Here is a 15,583-nt window from a genome sequence, read left to right as displayed (position 1 = left end):
AGATCCTATAATAGGGTCTGTCCTCAAAAGGGGGAAATGAGAATGTTGCTGTGTTCAATTATAGTATCCCCCGGTTCAAACCTTTCTAAACCTCTTTTTTGAAAAACTTTTCTTTAATTTGTTTTAAGCAATTATCAAATAGTTGTTGTTCTTTTTCAGTAGGCACATGAGATCCGTAGCGAACTTCTTCGTATATGTTGAAAAGTACGCTATCTGTTCTCCATCCCATCCTTGTAAACCATTCTTTCACAGTTTCACTTTGTGATCGAGCGAAGTCATAGGATTTAGCTTCGTTCTCAAAACGTTCAAACTTCTTTCTCACTTCGTCCCTTGCTTGTGAATAGTCATATGTGAGCTGTTTCGGGACAGTTTCTTTCCCCTTTTTCCCTCTGAAAGAGAATGAATATACATTCTCTTTGCCTAGTAACTTTGCTTCACGTCTTTTTCTGACCAAAATGACAGCAATTGTGATGAGTATGACAAACGCCAAAATATAGGCAGTATATTCAAACGGCGATGCAGATGCTCCATATATTTTCACTTCATCTTCCATCTCGAAGTCGATGAAAGTGCTTTCCTCTTCCAGTTCTGCATTAATCCGTTCCGACTCTTCACGGAAATAATCCAAAATCGGCTCGACAGCTCTACCAAACACGGTAAAGACCCCACTAAATAAAAAACCGAAAATCGAAAATATCGCTAGTCTAAACGGTTTTAATAATAGGTATATGACTAAAAACACACTTATACTTATACCGATAATAGAACCAAATGCTTTATTCGCATCTTTCATTTTAAAGTTGCCTAATTGTCGACTATTTATCCAAATAGTGATCATCCGAATGAAAAAGTAAAGGAAAGATGTTAGTAAATAAATAAGCATCTGTTTCTCGACTAATAATTCAGGATTATGATATGCAAACATTAGCCGCGCCATTGAAGTCAAAGCGACAAATACAAATGTATTGACGATTAGAAATGGCCATCCGACAATCCTTGACCCGTTAAAATTAGCTTGAATTCTCCATAATATATATACAAAGAATATGACAACGTTCATGAACGGAACACTGAACAATAGTAATGGAACAGTAAGGACCAGAGATAAACCTGCTCCAAGCCCTAACGAGTAATCTCTTCCATTAAACAAGAAATAACTAGCTATTCCAGCAATGATTGAAACGCCTAACCATATATAGGACATACCGTTATTCGTTTCTCCAAGGAAGAAAACAAATATGTAGGAAAGGAGAAACAATTCGACGACTAAGCGCTCAGAATAGCTAAACCGGTTTCGATCTTTCTCTATCGCATTAGAATGCATTTACTTTCACTCCTTTTCAGAGAAGCGTTCTGTCAACTTCCTTAATTCTTGATTGAACCGATCCAACTCGTCGTTTGTTGGATTATGCAATCCGTAACGAACGTCGTTATAGGTTAAACAGACAAAATTGTATTCTTGCCATCCCATCCTTGAGAACCATTCCGTAATTGTTTCACTATGTGAGCGCGTATAATTATGAGACTTAGCCACTAGTTCAAACTTCTCGAACTTCTTTCGTACTTCATCTTTCGCTGCAGAATAATCATAAAGCATTTGCTTTTTAACTTTCTCTTTTGCTTTTTTGCCTTTGAATGCCAATGAATAATCATCTTGCAAGTCAATAAATTTCTTTTCCTGTCTTTTTCTAATCAGATTGATAATAATAGAAATTAAAACGACAAAAATAAAACTATAAAACGCAATTTCAAATGGTGAAACTGATGTTCCGCTAACTAGCAGTTCATCTTGCATTCTAGTTTCCATGTAATAATCTTGTTCTTCCTCTTCCTCTACCCGTTCTGCTTCTTCCCTGATATAATCCAACATCGGACTTGACACTTCACCAAAAACCCTAAAAACAGTATGGAATACAAAACCAAAAGATATAAGAATACCTAGCCTTATGGGTTTCAGGAATGTAAAGACTAGTACGAATACAAGAGCGGCTAAACTAATGATCTTTCCAAATGCTTTATTAGCATCTCGTAATTTAAAGTTTCCTAGTTGCTTGCTGTTTACCCAAATCGTAATCATTCGAATGAAGAAATAGAGGAATGATGACAGTAAATAGACAATGATTTGCTTATTTACTAATAGATCTGGGTTTCCATAAACAAAGAGCAACCTAGCAATAGATGCCATCAAAAAAAACACTAACGTATTAATCGTTAAGAATGGCCAACCCTTAATTCTTGAACGATTAAAGTTAGCTTGAATTCTCCATAGTGTATAGGCAAAGAAGATTAGGAAATTCAACAGAGGTACACCGAATAACAATAGTGGAACAGTGAGAACTAGCGCAACACCGCCACCTAAACCTATAGTGTAGTTCCTTCCGTTAAATATGAAATAACTAGCTATCCCACCTATTACGGAAATGGCAAACCAAAAGTAAGCCATATCGGAGTTTGTCTCTCCTAAGAAGAAAGCGAAAACATAAGCTAGGAGAAACAATTCAACTACTAGGCGCTCGGAATAGTTGAATTGGTTCCAGTTCTTTTCACGTCTTGCTTCTTCCATTCGTTTTCAATCCCTTCAAATGATGAATCGACAATAACCGAAAAGCGTTTTGTCCAACGATGAACTTGTCTTTTGATATTGTCATTTTCATGAGTCACGAGCACAATTGTAGGAGGAAGTTGACCGGTACTTTCCATATGCTGCATCATTTCATTAAATGGAAGTTTTGCGTATTTATCCGATATTTTAGCAAGCATCTCCATTAACATTTGAAATTGGACCTTGCCCGAACCAGATGGTAAGAAAAGATACGGTCTCCCTCCAAATGTCCGTAAGTTCATAGCGAAAGCGTAAGGTATGTCGTTTTTCATGCAATGATCTGCATATGCGACTATCCGTTCAATTTTCTTTTCAAAATCCTCATTCATTCTATCCTTTTCCAACGCATTCAACATAAGCAAAACATTTTGCGCACTAACAGGAAGAAACTCTTTTGTCTGCAGTTTTTGCATACGAGCACTCGCCGTCCAGTGGATTTGGTCAAACCGATCTGTGGGCACATAATCGCGTGTTCCAATTGGTTGAAAGGGATCTGTGAAAAGCGACTGCCTTTGCTGAGTTTCTCCCGGTTTGAAGGGAGAAGGTGCAAGTTCACTTGCTAAATTTGTCACTTTAGGATAGACAAGACTTTGATAAACGACCGGATCTTTCAGTTCCATATTAACTGAACCATCACCAAACAAATGGGGTATTTCCAAGAAAACTCGCGTAATCTGAGACTTCCCACGTTTTTTTCCTTCTAGCGGAACTCGAATTTCTGTTTTTTGATTACTCCCGATGGCAAATGGAATGTATACGTCATAAATTCCGCTATAATTTTTAGCGGATTCATGTCTCGGTGCAACAGCATCTTCCATAGATATTATTAATGTGCCATTCCAAATCGGAATTTTCCCATTTTCAAACTCCATAATCAGTTCTTCATGGTGACCAATTAAAATCCGTTGTTGCTCAGCCTTGAAGTTGACTTTCAATCCTTCTCCTAACTTTGAGAAATACACATTTTGAAATGCAAGCATAGCAAAGACGGCAGCAAAACAAGCTGCCAATGTAGAGATTGCAAAAATAGCACACAATATGAAAAGTGTCGCTGTAAGGAGCATCCCATTATGAATCGTCTTGAATCCATTTTCATAACGTATCCAATTCATTATACAGTCGCCTCTAGAGGTGCTGTAACTGAGTTTGTAATTTCTTTCAATACATCTTCTATTTTCTTAGTCAGGACTCCTTCAGTAGACAATTCCATTCTATGCAATGTAGCAGGAGGTAAAATCATTTTTACGTCATCTGGGGTTGCAAAGGAGCGTCCTTGCAAATAAGCATAAGTACGTGTTGCCTGCAATATCGCAAGAGCTGCACGAGAACTTAAGCCGAGCTCCAAAAACGGATGTTCTCTAGTCGCGCGGACAATTTTCAATATATATCTCTCTACATCTTCATGTACTATAACTTCCCCCGCTTCAGAAGCCCATTGCTTAACTGTATCGGCATCAACTATACTAGTTGTCCTAATTTCACCCGGCTTATGTCCGTATTGTCGCAGAATATCATGCTCTTCTTCGAAAGACGGATAATTTATAGTCAATTTAAATAGAAATCGGTCCAGTTGCGCAGCTGGCAACGGAAATGTCCCTTGCTGAGATTCAATCGGGTTCTGTGTTGCTATGACCATGAACGGATTTGGCAATGGAAGAGTTTCTCCATCGATTGTGACCTGCTTCTCTTCCATGGATTCAAGTAAGCTGGATTGCGTCCGGGGTGTCGCTCTATTAATTTCATCCGCTAATAAGATATTTGTTTGTATAGGACCTGCCTTAAGTACAAATTCTTGGGATTGAGGGTTAAAATAACGAATGCCCGTTACATCTGACGGCAATACGTCAGGAGTAAACTGAACTCGCTTGAAATCTCCTTTGAAAGCGTTCGCAAAACTTTTTGCCATCATTGTTTTTCCGGAGCCCGGAACACTCTCAAGTAATACATGCCCCTTTTGAAGCAATGCAATTAGCATAAGATCGAATTCTTTCTCTCTGCCTATGACTGCTTGATTAAGCTCATTTCTAAATTCATTAATTGTCGTCAATTTAAACACCCTTCCCCTTTGGTCTATTTCTGTTTACTAGTAATAGTTTATGTGGTAATGCTAACTAAAAAATAGTTAAAAAAATAATTTACTCGTAATATACTATTATAGCAGATTTAATAGAAAATTTACAATAGAAATTTGATTAATGAAAATCACTTATTTTATTTTCACATTAAACACTTTACGTAGACATTAATTTAAGGCACACTATAAAGGATAATCAGTTAAAGGAGCTGTTACCTATGAAAATAGCTGAAGTTGGAAATATTATAGAGTTTAAAGATGGATTACAAGGGATTGTAGAAAAGGTAAACGAAAACTCAGTCATCGTAGATCTAACGATTATGGATAACTTTGAGGAACTGGAGTTGGAAGAAAAAACAGTAGTAAATCACAAGCGATATACAATTAAATTTAATAATAATTAATGAAACATTTTACTTCACTACTCGTCCAATAATTATGAGGAGGCGATTTTCAATGAAACTGAACAAAAAAATCTTATACACTGGATTTGCAGCTGCACTGCTTCTATCTGCATGCGGTGCTAATGGTGAGTCATCTACAAACAATTCAAAACCAAATTCTACAAGTGAAGTTGAAAAACACAATGCTTCAGACGGTCAATCATCTGAAACGAATACCGACAATCAAAACGAGGAAAGCACATCGAACACAGCAATGACGGACGCAATAACGACTCAAAGCGACGCACAAGACTATACGATCAGCGTTTTGCCCGGATTTACTCTGACTAGCGAAGAACCTGGCAGAGACAGCCTTTATTCTGATGAAAACTCTTCTGCTTTTATGCGTATTGAAACAAAACAACAAGAAGAAGATTCCTATGAATATCTATTAGAAAATATGCAAGAAGTGTTAAAGGCATCGAGTGAAGGTGTAGAACCTACTGAGACAACTGATATCTTTAAAGAAGATGCTGGAAGTGGTATGAAAAACGTAAAATCATACACTGTCGATACGAATGAAGGTCCTGTAACAGGAATACTCTATGAAACAGATAATAAAATAGTTAGACTAACCATTTATGATACGCTCGATGAGCAGTATAAGACAGACTTCTTAAATATGGGCAAGACAATAAAATGAGGAAGAGCCGAACAGTAAAATCTGTTCGGCTTTTATTAGTTATTTGGTTTTTTAATAATTCACGATAGGTTTCTTATCGACAATCCTAACTTTTTTAAAAGTTCAATAGCTAACACCTGTTCCTCGTTTGTCAGAACAGACATCATCTCTTGTATACACTTTCCATGGTTAGGGAATATTTCTTGTATTAGTTCTTTTCCTTCAGAAGTTATTGATATAAATGTAATTCTTTTATCTTCTTCATTTGTTAGCCTCTGAAGCAATCCTCGCTGTTCGAGTTTGTCCACTACATAAGTCATAGATCCGCTTCGAAGAAGAATTTTCTGACCAATTTTTTGAATTGGTTGTGGTCCTTTATGATACAACAGTTCAAGTACAGCAAACTCTGAAGGATTAAGATTATGTTTTTCTATTAAGCGGTTCGATTCCTCCAAAATGACCTTACTCGCTCTTGAAAGGACAATAAACAACTTCAATGCACGGTCAGTATCTCTTTCCATTCCTAAATTCCACCTTCTAACTTCACTGTTTGAATATCAAAATATTACGCACATAGACATCTGACACTCATAAGACTATGAATATACAGAATGACTTCCCGAACTATTCACTTGTTTGTCCATACTATTCCCCTTAGGCAATGTAACAATGAATTGTGTACCCTTGTCAATTTGGCTATCTACAGAAATAGTCCCACCGTGCTCTTCAACGATTTTTAAAACGAATGGTAGACCTAGTCCTGTTCCACCTGTTTTGGAGCTGAAAAATGGCATGAATACCTGATTCAAATGATGACGAGACATTCCTGTCCCTGTATCTTGTATGGACAGCATAAATTCGCTCTCCACTTCTGACAGTTTAATTGATAATTTCCCACCACTTGTCATCGATTCTAATGCATTTTTGAATAGATTTAGTAGAACCTGTTTAAATTTATCTGAATCACCAAAAATAAAAGCATCTTGTTTATCGTTTAATAAAGTTTCAATCTCAATTTCATCCATGACCGCTTTTGGTTTTAATATCTCTACCATATCACAAATAAGACTAGTCAAAGAAAAGATGCTTTTCTTTTTTGTAATAGGCTTTGACAATAATAACATTTCACTAAGAATCGACTCCATACGATCAATTTCATCTTCAATTACAGAGATATAACGAATCGACTCATCAGTTGCGCTAGCCTTCAATAGTTGAGTAAAACCCTTTAATGTAGTAATAGGATTTCTAATTTCATGTGCGATGCTAGCAGCAATTTGTCCCACTGCTGATAAAGAACCCGAATGAGCCAATTGTACTTGCAAATTCTCTTTTTCTGTACAATCTTCAATCTCAACAAAAAATAAGGTTGTCTCTTTATCGTAAGTAGTAGTAATATGATAATGCCTTATATCATCAATTGAACGTTGATATGCTTTCGTCGACTTAATAATTCCTAGGTTTTTGACGCTAGCAAAATAACTACTATAATCATAATCATTTTCAGGGTCGATCAAATCGATAATCGTAGTAAATTCTTTTCCAATCATATCTTCTTTACTACTATCAAATAGATTTATATATCCAATATTGACATCTTGGATGATTCCTTGTTCATCGACAAGAACCATAGCATTGGATGATCGGTTGAAGGCATTAATGTATTTTTTTACGGAAAGACTGCCAATTCGGGTTTCAATTTTAAATTTCATTATAATAATTGGATGGCCGGGATTTGATAAAACGTGCATTTCACCCGTGTAAGTCTCATTTAGATAAACTGTAGTTGGGATTGAGTTAACCAAAGTCACTTTTGAAGCAGCAGCTTTAGTAACAAAAGCACGAAATGCTCTTTCAGAGGCACTATCAATGATTGACTTTATTTTCAGCGTCGCCAACTTACCCGAAAGTATTTTAAATGGCTCATTTACATGCAAGACATCTCCATTTAGATGTACAATGAGACTTGGTTGTATATAGTCATCTATAAGGAAAGAAAAACTATCTCTCATTTCATCATAATCATTCAAATTGACACCTCCTATGACGATGATAGATTTTATGACAAATAACTCCTGCTGATGCATTCGATTTACCGCAATTAATTCTGATTATTTCATATCGACAAATGATATAAAATAGATATTAAGTACTAAAAACTAAAGGAGCCCGATCATGCGTACAGTTCTGACAACGTTAAATGCAAAATACATTCATACCAATTTGGCTATAAGGAATTTAAAATCATATGCCATGCCTGAATATGAACCGATTATTACAGAATATACGATTAAAGATCCCATTATGAATATTGTATCAGATATTTATCAAAAAAAACCAGATATCGTAGGTTTCAGTTTATATATTTGGAATATCGAAGAATCCATTAAAGTAATGCGAATTCTAAAAAAGACCAATCCTCATATTGTTATTATTGCCGGTGGACCTGAAGTGACTTATGACTATGACAAGTGGTTACTGAAAGTGCCAGAAATCGACTTCATCGTTATAGGTGAAGGAGAAAGGACTTTCAAACAATTGCTTGATTATCATGCAGGTAAACTCGCGCTTGACCAAGTAAATGGAATTGCTTATATGGAGGGCGGATTGTTGAGAGCGACAGCACCTGGTCCCAAACTGGACTTGCGAGAACTCCCTTCCCCGTTTCGTTTTAAAGAAGATGTAAACCAACTCGCCAACCGAGTCACTTATATTGAAACGAGCAGAGGTTGTCCTTTCTCCTGTCAATTCTGTCTGTCTTCAATAGAGGTCGGAGTTCGATACTTCAATAGGGATGCTGTTAAGGAAGATATTCGTTATTTGATGAAAAACGGTGCGAAAACGATAAAGTTCGTTGACCGAACCTTTAATATTAGTAGAAGTTATGCGATGGAAATGTTTCAGTTCCTCATTGATGAGCACCTCCCTGGGACGGTTTTCCAGTTTGAAATCACTGGAGATATTATGAGACCTGAAGTTATTAATTTCCTAAATGAAAATGCTCCAACTGGATTATTCCGCTTTGAAATCGGTGTCCAATCGACGAACGATTTGACGAATGAACTAGTTCAACGCAGACAGAACTTCGAGAAATTATCCCGCACGGTCACGATGGTAAAAGAGGGTGGCAAAATCGCTCAGCATCTCGACTTGATTGCGGGACTGCCAGAAGAAGATTATCATTCATTCAGAAATACATTCAATGAAGTATTTGAAATGCGTCCAGAAGAGCTTCAACTCGGCTTCCTTAAACTGTTACGCGGGACTGGACTACGCATTCAAGCTGAACAGTACGGCTACACTTATATCGATGAAGCACCTTACGAGATCCTCTCTAACAATGTGTTGACGTTCGATGATATACTCCGTATTAAACAGACCGAAGACGTTCTAGAGAAATACTGGAATGACAATAGAATGCCGAGAACAGTTGAGTACTTAGTATCTGAAGTTTTCGAAACACCTTTTGATTTCTTCCAACAGTTCGGCACTTTTTGGGAAACAAAAGGATGGTCCAGAATCGGTCATCAGCTTCAAGACTTGTACACCCGACTTGAAGAATTTTTGACTGTTTCATACAATGGAGACATGAATGTTATTAGAAGCCTAATGAAGATCGATTATTTAGCGCACCATACTTTCCAGCCGCGTCATATTTGGTGGAATGATTCGCTAGATCAGGATATGCTCGCAAGTCTAGAACGATCAGTCTTGCAAAATACAGAGCTATTAAACAGTCTTTCTACACCGACACGATTAAATGAACGTAATATTAGAAAGCATACATTCATTACATCTGTTGCAGTGAGGCCTTCAGATAATGATAATTCAAGTATTATAAAAGAAGATGGTTTCCTCGTGACATTTTTCAACAAAGGACACAAGCCGCAATTCCATTTTTTATCTACTGTTTCTGTATAACAAAAAGCATCTTCCACAAACGGAAGATGCTTTTTATATTACCCGATAATGACCCGTTCTTTAGGGTAGGAATACGGCCTTTTGTTTTGCTTGCCTCCAAGTGTATAAAGGAAAGAAATAAGACCTACTCGCCCAATGAACATGAGTATCATAATGATTAATTTTCCTATAACGGATAAATCTGACGTGATGCCAAGCGACATTCCACAGGTCCCAAAAGCTGAAGTGATTTCAAATAGTAAAGCGACGACGGGCAGTTCTCTTTCTGTGATAAGTAGTATGAGCAATGCTGTCATAACCATCATCGTGGCTAAAAGAATAACTGCGTAGGAACGATAAACATCGATTAACTTAATTTCACGTCTAAAAATATTAATAACATCATTTCCACGCGCAAAATTAATCAAAAATAAAATAGCTATTGCGAATGTAGTCGTCCGAATTCCCCCACCTACAGAACTTGGTGAAGCACCAATGAACATTAACGATGAAATGAAAATATCTGTCGCATCACTAAATTGTGTCACATCATAAGTCGTCAATCCTGCAGATCTCGCAGATACAGAATGGAATAAAGAAGTGAAGATTTTTTCATGCCAGGCGAGTCCTTTGAAAGAATGAAAAGATTCTAAAATGAAGATCATAATCGCACCAAATGCGAGTAAAATTCCAAAAGTGGCAGTCGTAATTTTAGTAAATAAAGAGAAGCGGAAATGCGGAACCTTCTTCGAAAAGAAACTTTTCACTTCTATAAGTACTGGAAAACCAATTGCCCCCAGTATGATAAGCGTCATTAGAATGAACTGAACAAAATAATCATTAAAGTATGGCTTCATCGATTCGCCTGTAATATCGAATCCTGCGTTCGTAGTTGCTGATACAGCCATGAACATACCATTCAACAATGCCTCATTGAACGAATCATAAAACCTCATAATATAAACGGTTAAAATGATACCTCCTATTGCTTCAATGAGAAAAATGATTAACACGATTTGTCTAATAAGCTGGACGACTCCAGCAAAAGAATACTGATTATGATCGACCATAATCAGTTGTCGTTCACGAAGCCCTATCCGCTTTTTAATAAGCAACCAAAAAAACGTACCAATTGACATAATACCGATGCCACCAAGTTGCAGAACAAGCATGAGCATGCATAGACCGAATACAGAATATGTGCCACCTATACTTATTGGTGTCAATCCTGTCACACTCACTGCGCTAACCGCAGTAAAAAGGCTATCAATAAAGCTTACATGAACCCCAGGCAAGTAAACCCCGGGCAGATTCAGCAATAGAAAAGAAAAGCCGATTGCCAGAAAATAATAGAACACAATGACTTGCGCGGGTGTAAATCTATGCAAACTTTCTCTAGTGAGCTTTTTCATTTCACCATACCTTTCTTCAATGAGTGAATCATCTCTCCATTTTAGAGAACTTTACGCCAAAAAGAAAGGTTTGTCCAAAAAAATAAAGATCGGCACATATTCAGCATGTACCGATCAGAAATGATTATGCTTTTTTACGTGATTGTAGGAAAGCTGTCAAATAACCACCTATTGCAATTCCAGCAAGTACAATCCAGAATATTAACTTCCAAGTCGTGGAGTGTGGAAATGACGTATCAATAATTGCAAGTTTTTCATGCGCCAATGTTAACACGACAAGCTTGACTCCTACCCAGCCGACAATTAAAAAAGCAGCCGTTTCTAGAGAAGGGAATTTTTCCAATAAGACAACAAATTGTTTTGCCGCAAATCGGATTAAGACAAGACCGACAATCCCACCTATAAGCATGACGATGAATTGTCCACCATTAATGCCTCCGATATGAAAGTTCCCAAGTTCCGGTAACGTAACAGCTAGCGCAACTGCAGCCAGCATTGAATCGAGTGCAAATGCGATGTCTGCTAACTCGACTTTGAGAACAGTCATCCAAAACCCTGATTGTTTGCGTGGTTTTTTTGATGTCGAACTGTTGTCATCTTTTCCTTTGTCCAACAAGCTTTTTATGGAGATGAAAAGAAGATAAGCGGCTCCTAATGCTTGTATTTGCCAAATATTCACTAAGAACGTAATCATAAACAAAGCTGCAAAACGGAAAACAAATGCACCTAATAATCCGTAGAATAACGCTTTCTTCTGCTGGACTTTTGGCAAGTGTTTTACCATTACTGCCATGACTACCGCGTTATCTGCAGCGAGAAGTCCTTCCAAAACGATTAGTACGACAAGTACCCATGCATATTCCAATAATATTGCTTCCACTCTTTTTCCTCCTAATAGTTCCATATAAAAAAACCCTCACCTAATAAAAGGCAAAGGTCTCGCTAAGTCAGAAATTTCCAAGTGAAAATCCAGCTATCATAACCGATGGAAAATTCCATGTATTGACGACTATGAAATAGGTCTCCCTATAGCTACTCCCCTTTGACAACCGTCAAAAGAAATATTAAGTTGTTGAGTGCTTTTTAAAAAGTATATCATTAATTTATATGGAGGACAATTCATTTCCTGAAAAATTCTATCGTAAGTGAACATTTTAGTTTAGGTCTGATCCACTTAGTAAAGCTGCCCTTTATATATATTATACTTATTACAGTTCAAAGCTAATTATTCCGAATTAGTCACGAGTAAAAATAAAAACTAGGAGTACTATAACACCTCCCAGTTTTCTATACTTTATTTTACTTTTTCTACAACTGCACGCCTTCTTGTTTGACTGTCAAACAAACTGTAAATGATTGGAACGATGTAAAGTGTAAGGAATGTCGAACTAATCAGTCCACCAATTACCGCGATTCCCATCGGCTGATTCATCTCCGTTCCCTCTCCAATCCCTAGTGCTAACGGTAGTAAGCCAAGTATTGTTGTTAGCGCAGTCATGAGAATAGGGCGTACACGGTCCCTCACTGAAGTGATAATCGCTTCATAGGATTTCATACCTGCTTGTTTACGTTGGTTAATATAATCGACGAGCACAATGCCATTGTTGACGACTATTCCAACGAGCACAAGAATACCGATGACCGCTGTAACACTTATTGGTGTTGATGTCAGGAACAATCCTAGTGATACACCGATAATCATTAATGGCACTGAGAACATAATTACAAATGGATACTTGAATGATTCGAACTGAGCTGCCATAACAATGTACACAAGCACTACTGCAAGTACAATCGCAAGAAGCATATCGTTTATAGCACTGTCAAATAACTCTCTATCTCCGCCGTATGACATTTCAACTTGTTCAGGCATATCGATTCGCTCGACAATTTCATTAACGCGGTTCGTCATTTCTCCAAGTGATAAAGAAGATGCATATTTCACATCAAACGTAACGGAATGAGCCTGATCAACGCGTTGAATGGAGACAGGACCCTCCTGTATAGATATGGAGGCAACATCTTTTAACGCAACAAATTCACCAGTTCGGGTTCTTAATTTGATTTTTTTCATCGCTTCAATACTATTTCGGTATTTTTCATCATATTTTACGATTACAGACACGACATTTTCTTTTTTGTCCGTGAATTGAGACGCAAAAGCTCCACGTGTAATCGTATTGACAGTTTGAGCAATTTGATAAGGTACCAATCCTAAATCAGCGGCCTTTTCACGATCTACGTCAATATGGATTTCTTCTATGGTGTCTTGCAGATTGTTCGATATTTCTTGAATGGAATCCAGTTTTCCGAGTTCAGTATTCAACTTCTCAACTGATTCGTTCAACCTTTTCTCATTTGTGTCTTTCAATGAAAATGAGAGTGTATTGGGACTGGAACCCGCTGCTGTTTGCATGTCAAAACTAATATTGGCGTCATCTCCAACTAGGGCTAACACTTCAGGTTGTACATCGTCTACAAACTCGAAAACAGAGCGGCTCCGGTCAGCTAACGGTACAAGTTTCACATACATTTCAGCAGTATTCGATTCCGAACTGCCTTGCGCCATACTCTGCTGCGTCCCGCCTATTAGACTCACGTACACTTCTATATCCTTTTCTTCTTTAAGTTTCGATTCAATCTTTTCAACGATTTCATTTGTCGAAGAAAAAGCAGAACCGTTCGGAAGATTTACAGAAATACTGAAAAATCCTTCGTCTGTCGGAGGTAAAAATTCCGTTCCAACTTTAAATAGACTTAGTCCGCTAGCGACAAGTAGGATGACTGTCGTAAGCAAAACGATTGTCCTGTGTTTTAAAGACCATTTCACCGAGCGTTCAAAGCCATTCAACGTTTTCGACCGACGTCTTCTCGCCTCTATATTTTTACTTGGTTTTTTCAGCATTCTGCTTGCCATCATAGGCACTACTGTCAGTGCAACAACAAGTGATGCAAATAAGCTAAATGAAATTGTTAGCGCAAATTCAGTGAAAATCTGTCCGATTAATCCGCTAATGAAAATTACGGGAACAAACACAGCCAACGTCGTCAGTGTAGAAGCCGTAATAGCTCCACTTATTTCCTTTGCTCCTTCTCTAGCTGCCGTCATCCGATCCTTACCCATCGCCAAATGTCTTTCAATATTTTCGATTACAACGATGGCGTTATCAACAAGCATTCCAATCCCTAAAGCCAATGCGCCGAGCGTCATTATATTCAATGAGAAATTTGCGAAGAACATTAGTACGAACGTGACAATTACAGAATATGGAATTGCTACACCTATAATAATCGGGCTCTTAATACCGCGCAGGAATAGGAAAAGAATTATCATGGCGAACAATCCACCTAGAAGAAGAGATTGTCCAATATTGCCAATCGCTAATTTCACATAATCGCCTTGGTCAAAAAGAATGTCAGCTTCTATTCCATTGAATTCTTCTTTATTAAGTAAGCTTTCCAACGACTCTTTGAATGCAGTTGAAACCGTTGCTGTATTGGCTCCTGATTCCTGCAAGACAGACATAAGTACGGCTTGCTGATCGTTCGCTCGTGTTTCTGAAGTGGATTCCGCTTCTAGTAGTGCAACATCTGCTACATCTGCAATCTTAATTTTATCGCCACTTAACGGATTTATACCAATCATGACATTTCGGATATCTGTTATCGTCGTCAATGAACTAATAATACGAGTAGTTAATTGCTTGCCATCTTCGGTTTCTATCGGTTCACCAGGCATGGATACGTTGTTCGCTTGAATCGCCTGCACTATGTCTTCCTGAACAAGACCAGAATCCTCTAGCTTTTTCTGATCAAGGATAACTTGGACTTCTTCTACTAACTTCCCTGAGACAGTTACACTTGCGACGCCTTTCGTCCTTCTGAGTTCTGTTTCAAGTTGTTCTGCAATGTTTCGAATGTCCACATCTTCTGCACTCGTGCGCAAAGATAACTGGATGACAGGAAATTGGGACGGGTCAAATTTCATGAATTTTGGTGCATTCGATCCTTCTGGTACAGGAACTTGGTCAATTCTTTGCATGATATCTAACTGCACATCGTCTATGTCAGTGGACCAATCGAACATGAGCAAGATGAAGTTTGCTCCTTCTTGGGAAGAAGATTGCATCGATTTCAACCCAGGAGCTGTAGATAAGCTGTTCTCAAGAGGCTTGGTCAGTTTTTCGCTCACTTCAGTAGAAGAAGCCCCTGGATAATTTGTCACCACAACTGCAACAGGCGGATTCAATTCAGGTATTAGTGTTACAGGGATTTTGAAGAATGATACGGCACCTAATATAATGACTAAAAACATTGTCACTATTGTAAAGACGGGTCTTTTAATGGAAAAATCACTGATTTTCATAGATACATTCCTTTCATCAACAAAACATCACTATATCCATCATATTGAAAGAACGTTTCAACTTCAAATACGAACTCTCATTGCTGTATAGAAGATAAAAAAGCGCTCTTCACTTTGTCACATTTTGAAATTATCCAACAATAAAAAACACCGTCAAGACTTTA

General features: G+C 37.7%; 12 protein-coding genes. 3 read left to right on the top strand and 9 right to left on the bottom strand.

The window, feature by feature from the left end; all coding sequences use genetic code 11:
* Window positions 1–85 precede the first annotated feature (85 nt).
* Genes H9649_RS02080 through H9649_RS02065 form a run of 4 tightly spaced genes read right to left on the bottom strand, consistent with a single transcriptional unit; the run spans window position 86 to window position 4,649 of the window.
* Window positions 86–1,324, bottom strand: a complete 1,239-nt coding sequence (locus H9649_RS02080) for a hypothetical protein (RefSeq protein ID WP_191693004.1) — start codon at window positions 1,322–1,324, stop codon at window positions 86–88.
* A gap of 6 nt (window positions 1,325–1,330) precedes the next feature.
* Window positions 1,331–2,563: a hypothetical protein gene (locus H9649_RS02075; RefSeq protein WP_191693003.1), complete on the bottom strand. Its 1,233-nt coding sequence runs from the start codon at window positions 2,561–2,563 to the stop codon at window positions 1,331–1,333.
* Window positions 2,506–3,714, bottom strand: a complete 1,209-nt coding sequence (locus H9649_RS02070) for a DUF58 domain-containing protein (protein WP_191693002.1) — start codon at window positions 3,712–3,714, stop codon at window positions 2,506–2,508. The genes H9649_RS02075 and H9649_RS02070 overlap by 58 nt, the downstream gene beginning before the upstream one ends.
* Window positions 3,714–4,649: an AAA family ATPase gene (locus H9649_RS02065; protein WP_191693001.1), complete on the bottom strand. Its 936-nt coding sequence runs from the start codon at window positions 4,647–4,649 to the stop codon at window positions 3,714–3,716. The genes H9649_RS02070 and H9649_RS02065 overlap by 1 nt, the downstream gene beginning before the upstream one ends.
* 245 nt (window positions 4,650–4,894) lie before the next feature.
* Here H9649_RS02065 and H9649_RS02060 point away from each other — a divergent pair, with 245 nt between their 5' ends.
* Both H9649_RS02060 and H9649_RS02055 read left to right on the top strand, forming a co-directional pair.
* A complete protein-coding gene (locus H9649_RS02060; protein WP_191693000.1) occupies window positions 4,895–5,080 on the top strand; it encodes a YkvS family protein in 186 nt (61 codons plus the stop codon).
* A gap of 52 nt (window positions 5,081–5,132) precedes the next feature.
* On the top strand, window positions 5,133–5,762 hold the full coding sequence (locus tag H9649_RS02055; protein WP_191692999.1) for a hypothetical protein: 630 nt from the start codon (window positions 5,133–5,135) through the stop codon (window positions 5,760–5,762).
* A gap of 59 nt (window positions 5,763–5,821) precedes the next feature.
* Here H9649_RS02055 and H9649_RS02050 read toward each other — a convergent pair whose 3' ends face one another.
* Both H9649_RS02050 and H9649_RS02045 read right to left on the bottom strand, forming a co-directional pair.
* A complete protein-coding gene (locus tag H9649_RS02050; protein ID WP_191692998.1) occupies window positions 5,822–6,262 on the bottom strand; it encodes a MarR family winged helix-turn-helix transcriptional regulator in 441 nt (146 codons plus the stop codon).
* A 75-nt stretch (window positions 6,263–6,337) separates the two neighbouring features.
* Window positions 6,338–7,771, bottom strand: a complete 1,434-nt coding sequence (locus H9649_RS02045) for an ATP-binding protein (protein WP_191692997.1) — start codon at window positions 7,769–7,771, stop codon at window positions 6,338–6,340.
* Between the two features lie 145 nt (window positions 7,772–7,916).
* On the opposite strand from H9649_RS02045, the gene H9649_RS02040 reads away from it, so the two are divergent.
* Entirely contained in the window at window positions 7,917–9,662 is a 1,746-nt protein-coding gene (locus H9649_RS02040) for a B12-binding domain-containing radical SAM protein (protein ID WP_191692996.1), read from the top strand.
* Window positions 9,663–9,700: 38 nt separating this feature from the next.
* On the opposite strand, the gene H9649_RS02035 is transcribed toward H9649_RS02040, so the two are convergent.
* The 3 genes from H9649_RS02035 to H9649_RS02025 form a co-directional block, all read right to left on the bottom strand.
* Complete coding sequence (locus tag H9649_RS02035) at window positions 9,701–11,053, bottom strand: TrkH family potassium uptake protein (RefSeq protein WP_191692995.1); 1,353 nt, start codon at window positions 11,051–11,053, stop codon at window positions 9,701–9,703.
* A gap of 124 nt (window positions 11,054–11,177) precedes the next feature.
* On the bottom strand, window positions 11,178–11,933 hold the full coding sequence (locus H9649_RS02030; RefSeq protein ID WP_191692994.1) for a TerC family protein: 756 nt from the start codon (window positions 11,931–11,933) through the stop codon (window positions 11,178–11,180).
* Between the two features lie 414 nt (window positions 11,934–12,347).
* Window positions 12,348–15,419 carry an efflux RND transporter permease subunit gene (locus H9649_RS02025; protein WP_191692993.1) on the bottom strand — a complete coding sequence of 1,024 codons (3,072 nt, stop codon included), beginning with the start codon at window positions 15,417–15,419 and terminating at the stop codon, window positions 12,348–12,350.
* Between the last annotated feature and the right edge of the window lie 164 nt (window positions 15,420–15,583).

Source organism: Sporosarcina quadrami (assembly GCF_014836615.1).
Lineage (GTDB): Bacteria > Bacillota > Bacilli > Bacillales_A > Planococcaceae > Sporosarcina > Sporosarcina quadrami.
Note: the sequence above shows the minus strand (reverse complement) of the source record. Positions and strands in the feature narration are given on the sequence as shown.